The sequence below is a fragment of the Kitasatospora sp. NPDC087271 genome, from assembly GCF_044744605.1.
GTDB lineage: Bacteria > Actinomycetota > Actinomycetes > Streptomycetales > Streptomycetaceae > Kitasatospora.
Genome location: NZ_JBIUYQ010000004.1, coordinates 238,599 through 254,542 on the forward strand (window position 1 = coordinate 238,599; position 15,944 = coordinate 254,542).

A 15,944-nucleotide genomic window follows, 5' to 3' on the forward strand; every position below is an offset into this window, starting at 1 on the left:
AGATTGACGAGGAGTTGCGATGGGGCGGACGAGCGCGCGCGCACGTTGGCGGATGTTCGCTGCGGCGCTTCTGGTGACGGGCGTCATGGCCGGTCCGGCGGCACCACTGGCGATCGCAGGCGATTCGATCCGCGAGGATCAATGGCATCTGGATGCCATGCATGCATCGGAGATGTGGAAGATCTCCAAGGGGGAGAGCGTTACCGTCGCAGTGATCGACGGCGGATTCAAGTTGGATCACCCGGATTTGGTGGGGCAGTTTATTCCGGGTAAGGACTTCAGTGGAAGCCCTGGTGGCGTCGGATCCTATGCGGAGGGGCATGGTACGCAGATGGCCAGCCTCATTGCAGGGTCCGGAAAATCCGACGGTGGAAAAGGTGCTTACGGTCTTGCTCCTGGCGCTAAAATCCTTCCATTGAAGATTTCCAACGGATCCGATGGGGCGGTGATTTCGTCCGATTTCCTTGGGCAGATTGGCCAGGCCGTCACCTATGCAGTCGAGCAAGGTGTCAAGGTCATCAACATTTCTCAGGGAACTTCTGCTGTCGCGACTCACCCTGAAGATGTTGCGAAGCTGAATACTATCCTGGCTTGGGCGCGAACGAAGGGGGCACTGGTAGTTTCCAGTGTCGGGAATTCAGCCCAGTCGGGAAATCTTGTGGAATATCCGGGCGCGCTCCCCAATGTTGTTGGAGTGGGGGCGGTGGGCCGCGATGTCATTGCGACATCGGAGTCACAGCAGGGTCCGCAGGTAGTCCTCGCAGCTCCTGGTGTCGATATGATCGAGGCTTGCACGGGGAAAACTGGATACTGCAAGAGTCATGGCACCTCGGATTCTGCTGCATTGGTGTCCGCCTCGGCTGCATTGATCTGGTCTATTCACAAGGATTGGTCGGCGAATCAGGTTCTGCGGGTGTTGATCAATACGGCCGGGAAGCCGACTGATGGATCCGTCCGCAACAATGATGTCGGTTATGGCGTAGTGCGGCCTCGGGTCGCTCTGGCGGACCCTGGTGATCCCGGGCCGGCGGACGTGTCTCCGGTTCCGGCGGCGGAGACTGCGCCTTCGGCCAGCCCGTCCGCGTCGGCGAGCCCGTCGGCTACTTCGACGCCTTCGCCGAGTACGGCCGCCCCGAGTCCGAGTGAGGTGGCCGTGGGGGTGCCTCCGGTGGGGCCGGCGGCGGAGAAGTCCTCCGGCTCGGGTGGTGCATTGCCGGTCGTGGCCGGTGTGGTGGGTGGGTTGGTGCTGGTCGTCGGTGTGGTGTTCGTCGTGCTGCGGCGGCGGAAGGCCGGTGGACAGCCTGCGGTGCCGCCGGGGGAGGACCCGTACGTGCGGTGATCCGGGGGCCTGCGCTGGTGTGCGCCTGCGGTGTTGAGCCGGGGGCGCGTGGGGTGGGGTGTGCGCGGGGGTCACTCGGGTGGGGGCTGGTGGCGGGGCGGGCTGGTGTCCAGGGTGGTGGTATGGATGCGGAGGAAGCCCGGCGGGCGGGGCAGTTGAGGCGTGCGGCGGCTGCGGCGCTGATCGGTACGGCGATCGAGTTCTACGACTTCTTTTTGTACGGGACGGCGGCGGCCTTGGTGTTCGGGTCGGTGTTCTTTCCTGAACTGGGCACGGTGGGGGCGCTGTTGGCGGCGTTCTCGGTGTACGCGGTGGCGTTCCTGGCCCGGCCGCTGGGGGCGGTGGTGTTCGGGCATTTCGGGGACCGGGTGGGGCGGAAGGCGACGCTGGTGGTGTCGCTGCTGTTGATGGGGCTGTCGACGGCGGCGGTGGGGGTGTTGCCGGGGTTCGGGTCGTGGGGGTGGTGGGCGCCGGTGGCCCTGGTGGCGTTGCGGGTGTGTCAGGGCGTGGGGTTGGGCGGGGAGTGGGGCGGGGCGGCGCTGCTGATCGCGGAGAACGCGCCGGCCGGGCGGCGGGGGCGGTACGGGGCGTTCCTGCAGTTGGGGCCGACGAGCGGGTTCGTGTTGGCGAACGGGGTGTTCCTGGCGGTCCAACTCGGCTTGGACGAGCGGGCGTTCCGGGAGTGGGGCTGGCGGGTGCCGTTCCTGGCGTCGTTGGGGCTGGTGGCGGTGGGGCTGTTCGTGCGGCTGCGGTTGGAGGAGACGCCGCTGTTCCGGCCGGACGAGCCGAGGGACCGGGCGCCGGTGGTGGAGGTGTTGCGCGGGCACTGGCGCACGGTGCTGCTGGGCTGCGGGGCGATCACCGTGGGGTACGCGCTGTTCTACCTGACCACGACGTACGCGTTGGCGTACGCGACGTCCGGGCTCGGGGTGGCGAGTTCGCTGGTGCTGGTGATGCTGCTGGTGGGCGCGCTGGGCATGGGCGTGACGGTGTGGGTGAGCGCGTCGCGCAGTGACGGCTGGGGGCGGCGGCGGACGCTGTGCTGGGCGACGGGCCTGGCGGCGGGGTGGTCGCTGGTGCTGTTCCCGCTGCTGGAGACGGTGCGCCGGCCGTTGATGTTCGTGGCGCTGGCGGGTGCGTTGGTGGTGCTGGGGTGCCTGATGGGGCCGGTGGCGGCGTTCCTGCCGGAGTTGTTCCCGACCCGGGTGCGGTACACGGGTGCCGCGTTGACGTACAACCTGGGCGGCGTGGTGGGCGGGGCGACGACGCCGCTGGTGGCGACGCGGCTGACGGAGGCGTACGGGACGGCGGAGCCGGTCGGCTGGTACCTGGTGGGGTTGGGCGCGGTGGCGCTGGGGTGCCTGTGGCTGCTGCCGGAGACCGGTGGCGCGGAGTTGGGGGCGGTGGACGGCGGACGCCGCCGGGCGCCCCTCCTGGGGGCGGACCCGGCGGCGTAGGTGCCGACCGTGCGGTGCGGTCAGCCGGCGAGGGCGGCGCGGCCGGCCAGCACGACGGCGGTGTGCTGGGCGACCCGCTCGCCGAGGTACTCGGCGGTCGCGATGTCGGCCTTGTGCACGGCCTCGGGGCCGGCGTCGGACGGGCTGGAGGCGGCGGCGCCGTTGAAGAAACCGAGGCGGTTGAGGTCGTTCTCGGTGGCGGTGGTGGCGTTCCAGCCGGGCTTGAGGCCGAGGTTGACCCAGCTCATGCCGTGCTGGGCGGCGAGGGTCTGGAAGAAGCCGAGGGTGCCGGCCTTGTCGCCGCTCTTGGAAGCGGAGTTGGTGAAGCCGGCGGCGACCTTGTCCCGCCAGGCGTCGGAGAACCAGCGCTTGCTGGTGGCCTCGGCGAAGACGTGGAAGGCGCCGGAGGCGGTGCCCATGTAGGTGGGGGAGCCGAAGACGATCGCGTCCGCGGCGTCGAGCTGGGCCCACTGCTCGTCGGTGATGGTGTCGACGGCGATCGAGACGACCTCGGCGCCGGCGGCGGCGGCGCCGCGGGCGACGGCCTCGGCGATGACGGCGGTGTGGCCGTAGCCGGAGTGGTAGGCGAGGGCGACGGTCGGGCGGATGGCGGTCATACGGGGGCACTCCTGTACGGGAACGGGTGCGGGCAGGGGCAACGCAGGCAAGGCAGGGGCAAGGCAGGGAGCGGCGGCGGGGGGCGTGCTGCCGCACCCCGGCCCGTCGACCGGTCTCCAATATAGACCAAGTCTCCATTAGTTACCAAGGGTGGATTGGAGACCGCGGGGCTACCCTGGACGGCATGACGACGGAGGAAGCGGCCCGGGCGGAGAGCGGCACCGGGCGGCAGGGGCAGGAACGGGAGGGCGGGCAGGACCGGGAGCAGGAGCTCGACGTCTTCGCCCAGCTCTGTCCCAGCCGCGCGATGTTCGCCGAACTGGCCGACAAGTGGTCGATGTTGATTCTGATGAGCCTCGCCGCCTGCGGGCAGCAGCGGTTCTCCGAACTGCAGCGCGGCGTCGGCGGGGTCAGTCGCAAGATGCTCACCCAGTCGCTGCGCAGCCTGGAGCGCAGTGGACTGGTGCGCCGCACCGTGTTCCCGGAGACGCCGCCGCGGGTGGTCTACGACCTGCTGCCGCTCGGCCGGGAGCTGGCCGTACTGCTGGCGCCGCTCGGCCGGTGGACGGAGCAGCGGACCGGGCAGATGCTGGCCGCCCGCGAGGAGTTCGACGAGACGCACGCCGAAGGCTGACCTGGCGCACGCCGAAGGCTGACCACGCGCGCACCGAAGGCGCGCCGAGGACTGGCCGGGCCCGCGCCGAGGGGCGGGTGCCCGCCCGCCGGGGGTCGGTCCGGCATGCGCCGGGGCCGCGGACCCGATTTCCCTTCCTGGCCGCCAGCCGTGTAATGTCTTCCTTGTTCGACCGGCCCGGTGAAAGCCCGGCAAGCCCCTATAGCTCAGTCGGTAGAGCGTCTCCATGGTAAGGAGAAGGTCTGCGGTTCGATTCCGCATGGGGGCTCCATTCGAAGGCCCTCGCTTCATGGCGAGGGCCTTTTGCTGTTCCCCGATCAGACCGTCGGGCCCGGTGCGGAGGCCGAGCGCGGCGGCCTAGCGGGTCGGGTACGGAATGCGCTGTGATGGTGCGTCATCGGCCGCCCGCCCATGGGGTGCGGGCGCGAGCCGAACCCCGACCGGGAGGGCGTCATGGGCGTTCGACTCGTGGTGGTCGACGATCACCGGCTGTTGGCCGAGGCGCTGGCCACGGCGTTGCAGCTGCGCGGCCACCGGGTGCTCGCGGTCGGCTGCCCGGCCGGGGTCGCGGCCGATCTGGTGGTCGGCCGGCGGCCGGAGGTGTGTCTGCTGGGGGTGGCCGCGCCGAGTGAGCCGGCGGCTTTCGACGGGCTGCGCCGGATCCGCCGGGAGCGCCCCGAGGTGGCCGTGATCGTGCTCGGTCCAGTGGGTGAACTGCGCGGTGTGGCGGGGGCGTTCGCGGCCGGGGCGGCGGGGTACGTGCCGAGCGACGAGCGGATCGGGGTGGTCGAGCGGGCGATCGGGCGGGCCCGGGCGGGCGAGGCGGCGGTGGCCGTGGACGTGCTGCGCGGGGCCTTCGACCAGTTGCTGCGGCCGGTCGCCGAGCCGGACGACGAGGCGGTGCGGCTGCTGCGGCTGCTGACCCGCCGTGAGGTGCAGGTGCTGGCCCGGATCGCGGACGGGGAGGACACGGCGGCGATCGCCGCCGGGATGCGGATCGCCGCGAGCACCGCCCGGACGCACGTCCAGCGGGTGCTGATGAAGCTCGGTGCGCGGACCCGGCTGGAGGCGGCCGCGGTGGCGGCCCGTACCGGGCTGCTGGAGCGGATGGCCGGCGGCTGAGGGGGGCTCGGGGTCCGTGAAACCGGCTCCCGGGCGGCCCGTTCACATGGTCCTGGGCACTCCGGCGGGCAGGGAGAATAGCCTCAGTCGTACACACGTCATCGACGGCCGCCGCTGACCGGCGGACCGTCGCCCGCTGGAGGTCTCATCATGAGTAAGTACCTGGTCACGGGTGGCGCCGGCTACGTCGGCAGCGTGGTGGCCGCCCACCTGCTGGAGGCGGGGCACCAGGTGACCGTCCTGGACGATCTCTCCACCGGTTTCCGCGAGGGCGTCCCGGTCGGTGCCGAGTTCGTCGAGGGTCGGGTCCAGGAGGCCGGCCGGGTGCTGGACGGTTCCTTCGACGGCGTGCTGCACTTCGCCGCCTCCTCGCAGGTCGGCGAGTCGGTCGTGGACCCGGAGAAGTACTGGCGCAACAACGTGGCGGGTTCGCTGGAGCTGGTCGCGGCGATGCGCGCGGCGGGTGTGCGCAAGCTGGTGTTCTCGTCCACCGCCGCCGTCTACGGCGAGCCGGAGGTCGTGCCGATCGCGGAGACCGCCCGCACCTCGCCGACCAACGCCTACGGCGCCACCAAGCTCGCCGTGGACCACCTGATCACCAGCGAGGCCGTCGCGCACGGCCTGGCCGCCGTCTCGCTGCGCTACTTCAACGTGGCCGGTGCGTACGGCGCGTACGGGGAGCGTCACGACCCCGAGTCGCACCTGATCCCGCTGGTGTTCCAGGCGGCGCTGGGTCAGCGCCCGCACATCGCGGTGTACGGCGAGGACTACCCGACCCCGGACGGCACCTGCATCCGCGACTACATCCACGTCGCGGACCTGGCCGACGCGCACCTGCTGGCGCTGGACGCGGCCAAGCCGGGCGAGCACCTGATCTGCAACCTGGGCAACGGCAGCGGCTTCTCGGTGCGCGAGGTGATCGAGTCTGTCCGGCGCGTCACCGGCCGGGAGATCCCGGTGCAGGCGGCCGGCCGCCGGGCCGGCGACCCGGCCGTGCTGGTGGCCTCGGCGGCCCGCGCCCACGAGGCGCTGGGCTGGACGCCGCGCCGCCCGAACCTGGACGACATCGTCGCCGACGCCTGGAAGTTCGCCCTGGAGAAGCACGGCAAGTAGGCCGCAGGACCCCGCAGGCGCCGCTCCCGGAGGTTCGGGGGCGGCGCCTCGGCGTTGCCCGCTTCGACCGGTGATGGCGTGAAATCCCGCCACTCGCGCACCTCCTGACGAAACTTCACCAAACCGCCACGAGGGGGTTTCCCGGCCCGTACGCTGAGTGCGGTACCGGTGGGGGCCGGCGCCCTTTTCGGCCTCACCGGCCACCGGTGGGCGGGCGGAGTGACGGGCCCAGACCGCGGGTGCCGGGGCCGGTCCCCGCCCCCGGGCTCGGGTCGGTCTGAGCAGGGGGGTAGTGACGATGGGGCGGATCCGCGTCCTGGTGGTCGACGACCACCGGATCTTCGCCGAGGCCCTGGCCGCGGCGCTCGCCGCCGAGCCCGACGTGGAGGTGGGGGCGGCCGGCAGCGGGGCCGCCGCCGAGCGGGCGCTGGAGCGTGCCGCCGTCGAGGGGCGGGCCTTCGACGTGGTCCTGATCGACGCCGACCTGGGGGCCGAGGGCACTGCTTCGGCGGGTGTCCGGAGCCGGCTCGGCCCGGACGCGGCCGACGCGGCCCGGCGGCGGCCGGCCCAGGCGGTGCCGCCGCCCCGCCACCCGGTCGGCCCGCCGGTGGCGCAGTCCGGCGGCCGCCCGGTGGACCTGCTGCGCCCGGGCGGGCGCGGCACGGAACCGGCCCGCTCCGACGCGTACCGGGCCGACCAGCTCAGAACCACGCCTCCGGCACCGGACGGCATCACCCTGCTCGCCCGGGTCCGCCGCGCCCATCCGGGGCTGCGGGCGGTCGTGCTGGCCGTCGCCGACGACCCGCACCGCGCCGCCCGGGCCCTGCACGCGGGCGCCACCGGCTGGGTGGCCAAGGAGAGTTCGCTGGCCCGGCTGCTCTCCGTGGTCCGGGGGGTGCTGCGAGACGAGACGCACCTGCCGCCCGCGCTGCTGACCGGGGTGATCCGCGAGCTGACCACCGCCCGGCGGGACCGCACCGAGAGCGAGCGGCTGGTCGACACCCTCACTCCGCGGGAGAAGCAGATCCTGCGCTGCATGGTCGCGGGCCTGGGCCGGCAGGCGGTCGCGGAGCGGCTCTACCTGTCGCCGCACACCGTCCGGACGCACATGCAGAACGTGCTCGGCAAGCTCGGGGTGCACTCCACGCTGGCCGCGGTGGCGGTGGCCCGCCGGGCCGGGGTCAGCCCGGCCGAGCCGGCCCTGCCGGCGCCGCCGTCCGTCGTGACCGCGGTGGACCGGACGTGAACTCCGGGGCGCGGATCAGCCCGGGATGTTGTCGAACGGGGCGACCAGCTGCCGCAGGAGCGCGGCGAGTTCGCCCTGCTGGCCGGAGCTGAGCTGGGCGAGCAGTTCGCGTTCGTGCGTGAGCAGTCCGGCGAGCGCCTGGTCGGCGCGGTCGCGGCCGTCGTCGGTGAGCCGGACGAGCACGCCGCGCCGGTCGTCCGGGTCGGGCAGGCGCTTGACCAGGCCCTTGCCGGTGAGGCGGTCGATGCGGTTGGTCATGGTGCCGGAGGTGACCAGGGTCTGGGTGAGCAGCTGGCCGGGGGAGAGCTGGTAGGGGGAGCCGGCCCGGCGCAGGGCGGTCAGGACGTCGAACTCCCAGGGCTCCAGCCCGTGCTCGGCGAAGGCGGTGCGGCGGGCGCGGTCGAGGTGCCGGGCGAGTCTGCTGACCCGGCTGAGTACCTCCAGCGGCTCCACGTCGAGGTCGGGGCGCTCTCGGCGCCACGCTGCGACCAGCCTGTCGACCTCGTCCTCCATGACGATCAGTGTATCGGTGGATGTGTCGATGTGAAGTCTCTTGACGTCGAGAAATGTGCCAGCAAGGCTACCTGGGATATCTTGATGTCGAGATACTTGCGAGGTGGACCATGACCAGTCCCGTCTGGGACCCGGCGCAGTACCTGCGCTTCGCGGACGAACGCACCCGTCCGCTGCGCGACCTGCTCGCCCGCGTCCCCGCCCTCCCGAACCCGAGCGATCCCGTGATCCTCGACATCGGCTGCGGCCCCGGCAACTCCACCGCCGTGCTGCGCGCACGCTGGCCGCACGCCCGCCTCACCGGCGTCGACAACTCCGCCCCGATGCTCGCCACCGCCCGCACCGACGGTGAGCCCACCGCCGACTACCTGCTCGCCGACGCCCGCGACTTCGACCCGGCCCCGGCCGGACCCGACCTGATCGTCTCCAACGCCACGCTGCAGTGGATCGACGGCCACCTCGACCTCGTCCCGCGCTGGGCCGGCGCCCTGCGGCCCGGCGGCACCGTCGCCTTCCAGGTCCCCGGCAACTTCGACGCCCCCAGCCACACCCTGCTCGCCGAACTCCGGCGCAGCCCCCGCTGGCGCGGCCTCCTCGGCGACGACGCCGCCAGGGCCGGCGTCCACCCGCCCGAGCGCTACCTGGACGCCCTCACCGCCGCCGGCTGCGCGCCCGACGTCTGGGAGACCACCTACCGCACCCTGCTCCCGGGCCCGGACCCGGTCCTCGCCTGGGTCAAGGGCACCGCCCTGCGCCCCGTCCTCACCCGGCTGACCGACCCCGCCCGCCGAGCCGCCTTCCTCGCCGAGTACGGGGCGCTCCTGCGCGAGGCCTACCCGGCCGGGCCGCACGGCACCGTCTTCCCGTTCCGGCGGATCTTCGCCGTCGGGACCAGGGCCTGATGCGGGGCGGGAGGGCCGCCGGCCCTTCCGCCCGTCGGTCGCTCCTTCCGCCCGCCGGTCGGCCCCACCCCGCCGCCGGTTCGCCCGCAGGTCAGTCCTTGCGCCCGCCGACCAGCCTCGGGTGCCGCTCCAGGCCCTCCAGCCCGTGCCAGGCCAGGTTCACCAGGTGCGCCGCGACCTGCGCCTTGTCCGGCTTGCGGACCTCCAGCCACCACTGCCCGGTCAGCGCCACCATGCCGACCAGCATCTGCGAGTACATCGGGGCCAGTCGCGCGTCGAAGCCCCGGGACTTGAACTCCAGGCCGAGGATGTCCTCCACCTGCGTCGCGATGTCGCTGATCAGCGACGCGAAGGTGCCGGTCGACTGGGCCACCGGGGAGTCCCGGACCAGGATCCGGAAGCCGTCCGTCGAGGTGTCGATGTAGTCCATCAGCGCGAACGCGGCCTGCTCCAGCAGCTCCCGCGAGTGCCCGCCGGTCAGCGCCCCCGTGACCATGTCCAGCAGCAACTGCATCTCGCGGTCCACCACCACCGCGTACAGCCCCTCCTTGCCGCCGAAGTGCTCGTACACCACCGGCTTCGACACCCCGGCCCGCTCGGCGATCTCCTCCACCGAGGTGCCGTCGTAGCCGCGCTCCGCGAACACCGTCCGGCCGATCTCCAGCAGCTGCTCCCGCCGCTGCTTGCCGGTCATCCGGACCCGCCCGCCCCGGCGGCGCGGCGCCGGGGCGGGCGCACCCCCCGAGGCGCCCTCGCCCGCCGGTGCAGCGGTTCGCGGACGGGCCGGCGCCGCGTCGGGCGCCGCGTCCGTCCGCGTGCTCTGGTGGCCGCCTGTGCTGTCTGCGCTGCTCCCGTTCACCCCTACATCATGCTGGAAGCGACGACTCATGCGGCGCGGCGGGCGGCGATCCGCTGCGCGTCCGGCCAACGGACGTCCCGGACCCAGCCGGCCAGCTCGAACCAGCGGATCAGCCGGGCCGAGGAGTCGATCTGCCCGCGCAGCACCCCGTGCCGGGCGGCCGTCGGGTCCGCGTGGTGCAGGTTGTGCCAGGACTCGCCGCAGGAGAGCACCGCCAGCCACCAGACGTTGCCCGAGCGGTCCCGGGAGCGGAACGGGCGGCGGCCGACGGCGTGGCAGATCGAGTTGATCGACCAGGTGACGTGGTGCAGCAGGGCCACCCGGACCAGCGATCCCCAGAAGAAGGCGGACAGCGCGCCCGACCAGGACAGCGTCACCAGCCCGCCGACCAGCGGGGGGAGCAGCAGCGAGATCATGGTCCAGAGCCAGAACAGCCGGGAGATCCGCCGTATGGCCGGATCGCGGACGAGGTCCGGCGCGTACGTGAGCTGCGGGGTCTGCTCCTCGTCGAACATCCAGCCCATGTGCGCCCACCACAGGCCCTTGAGCAGGGCCGGGAGGCTCTCCCCGTAGCGCCACGGCGAGTGCGGGTCGCCGTCCTTGTCGCTGAACCGGTGGTGCTTGCGGTGGTCGGCCACCCAGCGCACCAGCGGGCCCTCGACCGCCAGGCTGCCGGCGACCGCGAGGGCGAGCCGCATCGGGCGGTTGGCCTTGAACGCGCTGTGGGTGAAGTAGCGGTGGTAGCCGACGGTGATGCCGTGGCAGGTGAGGAAGTACATGGCGACGGTGATCGCCGCGTCCGTCCACCCCAGTCCCCACCCCCAGGCCACCGGCACGGCGGCCACCAGCGCGGCGAACGGCACGAGGATGAACAGCCCGAGCGCCAGCCGTTCGGCGAGGCCCTGCTTCTCCCCGCCGCGGGTGGCGGACAGCCGGGTGGCGGCGGTGTCGGTGGGATCGGGGGATTCGGTGGGAAGCGCGGCGTTCCCCGCGCTCGGCTCGCCGGCCTTGGTGGTCATGGGCGTCCCTTTGCGTCATCCCTGTGCGGGAGGCAGGAGCGGAGGCTACGTTGGCGTAACCTACGGCATCGTAGGTTGCGCTCCGCGGCGAAGGGAACACGCCGCCGCACGGCGCTTGAGTGAATTCACCCGACTGGATGGATGAACCGGCGGCCCGGCTTGTTCGACCGTTCCCGGCGGATCGGGGCCTGCGGATCGCGGCAGTTGATACCCATGGCAGGGTCGACTCGGGTAGGGTCTGAGCAACCATCCGCCGTGGTGTAATGGCAGCACAGGGCCCTTTGGAGGCCTTTGTCTGGGTTCGAATCCTAGCGGCGGAGCCTCTGCACGCCTCAGGTTCGGGCGTACCGCCGAACCGCCGGTATTGTCGGTGCTGCTCGGCGGACTGTGCGAATGGCGACCGGCCTCGGTCCGGTCCGGGCCCGTTCTGCCCGCTCTGTGAACCGACCGAGGAGCCTCCCCGCATGGGTGCCAATTCGCTTGCCGCCGTTGTCGTGCTCGCCGCCGGTGGCGGGACCCGGATGAAGTCGAACAAGCTGCCCAAGGTGCTGCACGAGGTCTGCGGCCGGTCGCTGGTGGGTCATGCCGTCTCGGCGGCCAGCGAACTGACGCCGGAACAGCTCGTCGTGGTGGTCGGACACCAGCGGGAGCAGGTCCAGGAGCACCTCGCGGCGCACTACCCGGCGGCCCGTCCGGTGGTGCAGGAGGACCAGAAGGGCACCGGGCACGCGGTGCGCACGGCGCTGGAGGCGCTGGCCGCCGACGGCGTGGTGCTGGACGGCACGGTGATCGTCACCGCCGGGGACTCCCCGCTGCTGACCGGGGACACGCTGCGCCGCCTGGCGAAGGCCCACGCCGGCCAGGACAACGGGGTCACCGTCCTGACCGCCGTCGTCCCCGAGCCCTTCGGCTACGGCCGGATCCTGCGGGACGAGGACGGCACCGTCGCCGCGATCGTCGAGGAGCGGGACGCCACCGCCGTCCAGCGCTCGATCGCCGAGATCAACTCGGGCGTCTTCGCCTTCGACGCCAAGCTGCTGGTCGAGGCGCTGGCCGAGCTCACCACGGACAACTCGCAGGGCGAGGAGTACCTCACCGACACCCTGGAGATCCTGCGCACCGCCGGACACCGGGTGGGCGCCGTGGTCGCGGAGGACCACCGGGACATCCTGGGCATCAACGACCGGGTGCAGCTCGCGCAGGCCCGCCGGCTGCTGAACGACCGCCTGCTGGAGCGGGCGATGCGGGCCGGCGTCACCGTGGTGGACCCGGCGACCACCTGGATCGACGTGCAGGTGACGTACGAGCCGGACGCCCTCGTGCTGCCGAACACCCAGCTGCAGGGTGCCACCCACCTGGGCGAGGGCTGCGAGGTCGGCCCGAACTCGACCCTGACCGACACCCTGATCGGCGCCGGCGCCCGTGTGAGCAACACCACGGCGGACCGCGCCGAGGTGGGCGAGCTGGCCACCGCCGGCCCGTACGCCTACCTGCGGCCGGGGGCCAAGCTGGCCCGCAAGGCGAAGGTCGGCACCTACGTCGAGGTGAAGAACTCCGAGCTGGGCGAGGGCGCCAAGGTGCCGCACCTCTCCTACATCGGGGACGCCACGATCGGCGAGGGCACCAACGTCGGCGCGGCCTCGGTCACCGTGAACTACGACGGCGTCAACAAGCACCGCACGGTGATCGGTGCGCACTGCCGCACCGGTTCCGACAACATGTTCATCGCCCCGGTGGCGATCGGGGACGGCGCCTACACCGCGGCCGGTTCGGTGATCACCACCGACGTCCCGCCGGGCGCGCTCGGAGTGAGCCGGGCGCACCAGCGCAACATCGAGGGCTGGGTGGAGCGCAAGCGCCCGGGGACCACCTCCGCGCGGGCCGCGAAGGCCGCGACGGACGGGGCCGCGGACGCCTGACGGGACGGGCGGGAGCCCGAGGGCGGTCCCGGGGCGGACGGTTTCTGCGTGGGCGCGTAACCTTGGGGTCATACGTGCGCCACTGGGCTTACGGCCCGTGTCCAGGCGTACCGACAATTCCCCCGACCCCGTGCGAGCCGGCTGCGCCTGCCCGCACGGGACGACGGGGTTCAGCGTCAGCAACGCGAGGAGACGGTGCAGTGAGCGGGATCACGACGTCGGGTGAGAAGAAACTCAAGCTCTTCTCCGGCCGTGCCCACCCGGAACTGGCGAGGGAGGTGGCCGAGGCGCTCGGGACCGAGCTCGTCCCGACCAAGGCCCTGGACTTCGCCAACGGCGAGATCTACGTCCGCTTCCTGGACTCGGCCCGCGGCGCGGACTGCTTCGTGATGCAGAGCCACACGGCTCCCATCAACCAGTGGATCATGGAACAGCTGATCATGATCGATGCGCTGAAGCGGGCCTCCGCCAAGAGCATCACCGCGATCCTGCCGTTCTACGGGTACGCCCGCCAGGACAAGAAGCACCTGGGCCGCGAGCCCATCTCGGCGCGCCTGGTCGCCGACCTGCTGCGCCAGGCGGGCGCCGACCGGCTGATGGCCGTGGACCTGCACACCGCGCAGATCCAGGGCTTCTTCGACGGCCCGGTGGACCACCTGTTCGCGCTGCCGATGCTGGCGGACTACGTGGGCGGGAGGGTGGACCGCTCCAAGCTGACCATCGTGTCGCCGGACGCCGGCCGGGTGAAGGTGGCCGACCAGTGGTGCGACCGGCTGGACGCGCCGCTGGCGATCATCCACAAGCGCCGCGACATGACCCAGGCCAACACCATCCTGTCGGCCGAGGTCGTCGGTGACGTCAAGGACCGGGTCTGCGTCCTGGTCGACGACATGATCGACACCGCCGGCACGATCTGCGCCGCGGCCGACGCGCTGTTCGACAACGGTGCCGCGGACGTCCTGGTGGCGGCCACCCACGGCGTGCTCTCCGGCCCGGCCGCGGACCGGCTGAAGAACTCGCGGGTGAGCGAGTTCGTGTTCACCAACACGCTGCCGACCCCGGCGCAGATCCAGCTGGACAAGATCACCACGCTGTCCATCGCCCCCTCGATCGCGGCCGCGATCCGCGAGGTGTTCGAGGAGGGTTCGGTCACGAGCCTCTTCGAGGGCGTGCACTGACGAAGCCCGACGGCGGCGGCCCCGGTCCGGATCGGACCGGGGCCGCCGCCGATTTCACGGGAGGCCGTTCATGCGGTTAGACTCGTGAAACTGCTCGGCGAGGGATGCCGTGCGCCTGCTTGCCGGGTGCCCGCTCCGTGATCGACGCGCTGCCGGTGTCGGATTTCCGTCCGTCGGCAGAGGCCGTTACCGCCGAGTGACCCCCGAACGTACTGAGGGTGTGGCCCCGGCGGTTTTTCGCGTTGCCTGCACCCCCGCGCCAGTCTTCCCGAGGAGTGCAGTCGTGTCCGAGATCCGCATCGCCGCTGAGACCCGTTCCGAGTTCGGCAAGGGTGCCGCCCGTCGCGCCCGCCGTGCCGGCTTCGTCCCCGGTGTCGTCTACGGCCACGGCCACGCCCCGGTTCACCTGAACCTGCCGAGCCACGACCTGATGATGGCGCTCAAGACCCCGAACGCCCTGCTGGTCGTGCCGATCGAGGGCAAGGACGAGTACGTGCTGCCCAAGGCCGTGCAGCGCGAGGCCATCAAGCGCACCATCGAGCACGTCGACCTGCTGCTGGTCAAGCGCGGCGAGAAGGTCACCGTCGAGATCCCGGTCCTGACCGAGGGCGAGCTGGCCCCCGGCGGCAACCTGCTGGAGCACGTCCTCAACGCGCTGCCGATCGAGGCCGAGGCCACCCACCTGCCCGAGTCGGTCACCGTCTCGGTCGAGGGCCTGGAGTCCGGTGCCTCCGTCCTCGCCAAGGACATCGCCCTGCCGGCCGGCGTCACCCTGGCCGTCGACGCCGACGCCGTCGTGCTGCAGGTCATCGGCGCCCAGGCCGCCCCGGCCGAGGACGAGGCCGCCGAGGCCGAGGGCACCGAGGCCTGAGCCTCGCCCCACCAGCTGTGACCGCTGCCCCGGTCGCTCCCCTCGGAGCGGCCGGGGCAGCGGTGTGTCCGGGAAGATGACGTAGAGCGCGCACAGGAGGAGAGAGGGCATGGCTGACGAGTACGAGGGCCCCTGGCTGGTGGTGGGGCTGGGCAACCCGGGCGAGCAGTACGCCCGGAACCGGCACAACATCGGGTTCATGGTGGTGGACCTGCTGGCGCAGCGGATGGGCGCGAAGTTCAAGGCGCACAAGAGCCGGGCGCAGGTGGCCGAAGGACGGCTGTCCGGCCGCCGGGTGGTGCTGGCCAAGCCGATGTCGTTCATGAACCTCTCCGGCGGGCCGGTGACGGCGCTGCGGGACTTCTACAAGGCGCCGGCCTCGGCGCTGGTCGCCGTCCACGACGAGCTGGACATCGACTACGCGGCGCTGCGCCTCAAGCTGGGCGGCGGGGACAACGGCCACAACGGACTGAAGTCGATCACCAAGTCGCTGGGGCCGGACTACTACCGGGTGCGGTGCGGGATCGGCCGGCCGCCGGGCCGGATGGAGGTCGCGGACTTCGTGCTGAAGGACTTCTCCGGCGCCGAGCGCAAGGAACTGGAGTGGTTCGTGGACCGCTCGGCGGACGCGGTGGAGGCGCTGCTGTCCGAGGGGCTGGAGCGGGCGCAGGGCACCTACAACTCCTGATGCTCCATCAAGTCCGGGAGCGGTGTTACGCAACGGTCGTACAACGCTTGACGGTCCAAACCTGAATCCGTGTGAGAACCCTGTGCGGGATCGGATAGCGTCGGCCTGGTACGCGAACGAGTCCTGGGGAGTTCTCGATGCGGGGTTTTCGTCCGGTCCGCCGACTGCGGCGGCTCCGGGTGGTCCGACTGAAGCAGTTCGGACGGCGGGTCGGCACGGTCGGTGCGCTGGGGGCGGCCGGGGTGCTGCTCTCGGGCGGCGCGGTGGCGCACGCGGACGCGGTGGCCGAGCCGGATCCGGGCGTCTCCGCGGATCCGGCGGCGGCGCAGTTCGGGCCGCTGCTCGGTGACTCGATGGGCACGGACGCCGGGCTGCTGGCGGTCGGCGGCGGCCTGGTGGTCGCGGCCGGCGGCGCCGCGCTGTGGCTGAAGCGCCGGCGCACGGGCGAGCCGGGCGAGTAGGCCGT

At 72.1% G+C, this 15,944-nt stretch carries 16 protein-coding genes and 2 tRNA genes; 14 read left to right on the forward strand and 4 right to left on the reverse strand.

Features of this window, described 5'->3' with window-relative positions:
* Nucleotides 1-19 precede the first annotated feature (19 nt).
* Together ACIO9K_RS09875 and ACIO9K_RS09880 are read left to right on the forward strand one after the other, a co-directional pair.
* Nucleotides 20-1,339: a S8 family serine peptidase gene (locus ACIO9K_RS09875; RefSeq protein ID WP_400328261.1), complete on the forward strand. Its 1,320-nt coding sequence runs from the start codon at nt 20-22 to the stop codon at nt 1,337-1,339.
* A 122-nt stretch (nt 1,340-1,461) separates the two neighbouring features.
* The gene (locus tag ACIO9K_RS09880; protein WP_363585328.1) at nt 1,462-2,796 is read left to right on the forward strand and encodes an MFS transporter; all 1,335 of its coding nucleotides are present in this window, start codon (nt 1,462-1,464) and stop codon (nt 2,794-2,796) included.
* A gap of 20 nt (nt 2,797-2,816) precedes the next feature.
* On the opposite strand, the gene ACIO9K_RS09885 is transcribed toward ACIO9K_RS09880, so the two are convergent.
* Nucleotides 2,817-3,413, reverse strand: a complete 597-nt coding sequence (locus tag ACIO9K_RS09885; protein ID WP_363619223.1) for a flavodoxin family protein — start codon at nt 3,411-3,413, stop codon at nt 2,817-2,819.
* Between the two features lie 185 nt (nt 3,414-3,598).
* On the opposite strand from ACIO9K_RS09885, the gene ACIO9K_RS09890 reads away from it, so the two are divergent.
* From ACIO9K_RS09890 to ACIO9K_RS09910, 5 genes are all read left to right on the forward strand, one after another.
* Entirely contained in the window at nt 3,599-4,048 is a 450-nt protein-coding gene (locus ACIO9K_RS09890; protein ID WP_363585326.1) for a helix-turn-helix domain-containing protein, read from the forward strand.
* A gap of 195 nt (nt 4,049-4,243) precedes the next feature.
* Nucleotides 4,244-4,319, forward strand: a tRNA-Thr gene (locus tag ACIO9K_RS09895).
* Between the two features lie 182 nt (nt 4,320-4,501).
* A complete protein-coding gene (locus tag ACIO9K_RS09900; RefSeq protein WP_063348056.1) occupies nt 4,502-5,170 on the forward strand; it encodes a LuxR C-terminal-related transcriptional regulator in 669 nt (222 codons plus the stop codon).
* Between the two features lie 150 nt (nt 5,171-5,320).
* Entirely contained in the window at nt 5,321-6,283 is a 963-nt protein-coding gene (galE, locus tag ACIO9K_RS09905; protein ID WP_350877731.1) for a UDP-glucose 4-epimerase GalE, read from the forward strand.
* A 298-nt stretch (nt 6,284-6,581) separates the two neighbouring features.
* Entirely contained in the window at nt 6,582-7,529 is a 948-nt protein-coding gene (locus ACIO9K_RS09910) for a response regulator transcription factor (protein WP_363619224.1), read from the forward strand.
* Nucleotides 7,530-7,544: 15 nt separating this feature from the next.
* Here ACIO9K_RS09910 and ACIO9K_RS09915 read toward each other — a convergent pair whose 3' ends face one another.
* Nucleotides 7,545-8,042 (reverse strand): MarR family transcriptional regulator, encoded by a 498-nt coding sequence (locus tag ACIO9K_RS09915; protein ID WP_363585323.1) that lies wholly within the window; start codon nt 8,040-8,042, stop codon nt 7,545-7,547.
* A gap of 110 nt (nt 8,043-8,152) precedes the next feature.
* Here ACIO9K_RS09915 and ACIO9K_RS09920 point away from each other — a divergent pair, with 110 nt between their 5' ends.
* A complete protein-coding gene (locus tag ACIO9K_RS09920) occupies nt 8,153-8,944 on the forward strand; it encodes a methyltransferase domain-containing protein (protein WP_363619225.1) in 792 nt (263 codons plus the stop codon).
* Between the two features lie 91 nt (nt 8,945-9,035).
* Here ACIO9K_RS09920 and ACIO9K_RS09925 read toward each other — a convergent pair whose 3' ends face one another.
* Both ACIO9K_RS09925 and ACIO9K_RS09930 read right to left on the reverse strand, forming a co-directional pair.
* On the reverse strand, nt 9,036-9,638 hold the full coding sequence (locus ACIO9K_RS09925; RefSeq protein ID WP_063348051.1) for a TetR/AcrR family transcriptional regulator: 603 nt from the start codon (nt 9,636-9,638) through the stop codon (nt 9,036-9,038).
* Nucleotides 9,639-9,829: 191 nt separating this feature from the next.
* Nucleotides 9,830-10,822 carry an acyl-CoA desaturase gene (locus tag ACIO9K_RS09930; protein WP_363619226.1) on the reverse strand — a complete coding sequence of 331 codons (993 nt, stop codon included), beginning with the start codon at nt 10,820-10,822 and terminating at the stop codon, nt 9,830-9,832.
* A gap of 249 nt (nt 10,823-11,071) precedes the next feature.
* On the opposite strand from ACIO9K_RS09930, the gene ACIO9K_RS09935 reads away from it, so the two are divergent.
* The 6 genes from ACIO9K_RS09935 (at nt 11,072) to ACIO9K_RS09960 (ending at nt 15,939) form a co-directional block, all read left to right on the forward strand.
* Nucleotides 11,072-11,142 (forward strand) — tRNA-Gln (locus tag ACIO9K_RS09935).
* Between the two features lie 144 nt (nt 11,143-11,286).
* Nucleotides 11,287-12,741, forward strand: coding sequence for a bifunctional UDP-N-acetylglucosamine diphosphorylase/glucosamine-1-phosphate N-acetyltransferase GlmU (glmU, locus tag ACIO9K_RS09940; RefSeq protein WP_363619227.1), 1,455 nt, complete (start codon nt 11,287-11,289; stop codon nt 12,739-12,741).
* A gap of 200 nt (nt 12,742-12,941) precedes the next feature.
* The gene (locus tag ACIO9K_RS09945) at nt 12,942-13,919 is read left to right on the forward strand and encodes a ribose-phosphate diphosphokinase (protein WP_350877737.1); all 978 of its coding nucleotides are present in this window, start codon (nt 12,942-12,944) and stop codon (nt 13,917-13,919) included.
* A 283-nt stretch (nt 13,920-14,202) separates the two neighbouring features.
* Nucleotides 14,203-14,790: a 50S ribosomal protein L25/general stress protein Ctc gene (locus ACIO9K_RS09950; protein WP_363619228.1), complete on the forward strand. Its 588-nt coding sequence runs from the start codon at nt 14,203-14,205 to the stop codon at nt 14,788-14,790.
* A 109-nt stretch (nt 14,791-14,899) separates the two neighbouring features.
* Nucleotides 14,900-15,478 carry an aminoacyl-tRNA hydrolase gene (gene pth, locus ACIO9K_RS09955; protein ID WP_063348046.1) on the forward strand — a complete coding sequence of 193 codons (579 nt, stop codon included), beginning with the start codon at nt 14,900-14,902 and terminating at the stop codon, nt 15,476-15,478.
* A 137-nt stretch (nt 15,479-15,615) separates the two neighbouring features.
* Nucleotides 15,616-15,939, forward strand: coding sequence for a hypothetical protein (locus ACIO9K_RS09960; RefSeq protein ID WP_363619229.1), 324 nt, complete (start codon nt 15,616-15,618; stop codon nt 15,937-15,939).
* Nucleotides 15,940-15,944 lie beyond the last annotated feature (5 nt).

Excerpts from the sequence above, each read along its gene's own strand:
- ACIO9K_RS09910 (WP_363619224.1), top strand. The coding sequence starts at position 6,582 with ATGGGGCGGATCCGCGTCCTGGTGGTCGACGACCACCGGATCTTCGCC.
- ACIO9K_RS09875 (WP_400328261.1), top strand. The coding sequence starts at position 20 with ATGGGGCGGACGAGCGCGCGCGCACGTTGGCGGATGTTCGCTGCGGCG.
- pth (WP_063348046.1), top strand. The coding sequence starts at position 14,900 with ATGGCTGACGAGTACGAGGGCCCCTGGCTGGTGGTGGGGCTGGGCAAC.
- ACIO9K_RS09880 (WP_363585328.1), top strand. The coding sequence starts at position 1,462 with ATGGATGCGGAGGAAGCCCGGCGGGCGGGGCAGTTGAGGCGTGCGGCG.
- glmU (WP_363619227.1), top strand. The coding sequence starts at position 11,287 with ATGGGTGCCAATTCGCTTGCCGCCGTTGTCGTGCTCGCCGCCGGTGGC.
- ACIO9K_RS09920 (WP_363619225.1), top strand. The coding sequence starts at position 8,153 with ATGACCAGTCCCGTCTGGGACCCGGCGCAGTACCTGCGCTTCGCGGAC.
- ACIO9K_RS09890 (WP_363585326.1), top strand. The coding sequence starts at position 3,599 with ATGACGACGGAGGAAGCGGCCCGGGCGGAGAGCGGCACCGGGCGGCAG.
- ACIO9K_RS09885 (WP_363619223.1), bottom strand. The coding sequence starts at position 3,413 with ATGACCGCCATCCGCCCGACCGTCGCCCTCGCCTACCACTCCGGCTAC.
- ACIO9K_RS09900 (WP_063348056.1), top strand. The coding sequence starts at position 4,502 with ATGGGCGTTCGACTCGTGGTGGTCGACGATCACCGGCTGTTGGCCGAG.
- ACIO9K_RS09915 (WP_363585323.1), bottom strand. The coding sequence starts at position 8,042 with ATGGAGGACGAGGTCGACAGGCTGGTCGCAGCGTGGCGCCGAGAGCGC.
- galE (WP_350877731.1), top strand. The coding sequence starts at position 5,321 with ATGAGTAAGTACCTGGTCACGGGTGGCGCCGGCTACGTCGGCAGCGTG.
- ACIO9K_RS09930 (WP_363619226.1), bottom strand. The coding sequence starts at position 10,822 with ATGACCACCAAGGCCGGCGAGCCGAGCGCGGGGAACGCCGCGCTTCCC.
- ACIO9K_RS09960 (WP_363619229.1), top strand. The coding sequence starts at position 15,616 with ATGCGGGGTTTTCGTCCGGTCCGCCGACTGCGGCGGCTCCGGGTGGTC.
- ACIO9K_RS09925 (WP_063348051.1), bottom strand. The coding sequence starts at position 9,638 with ATGACCGGCAAGCAGCGGCGGGAGCAGCTGCTGGAGATCGGCCGGACG.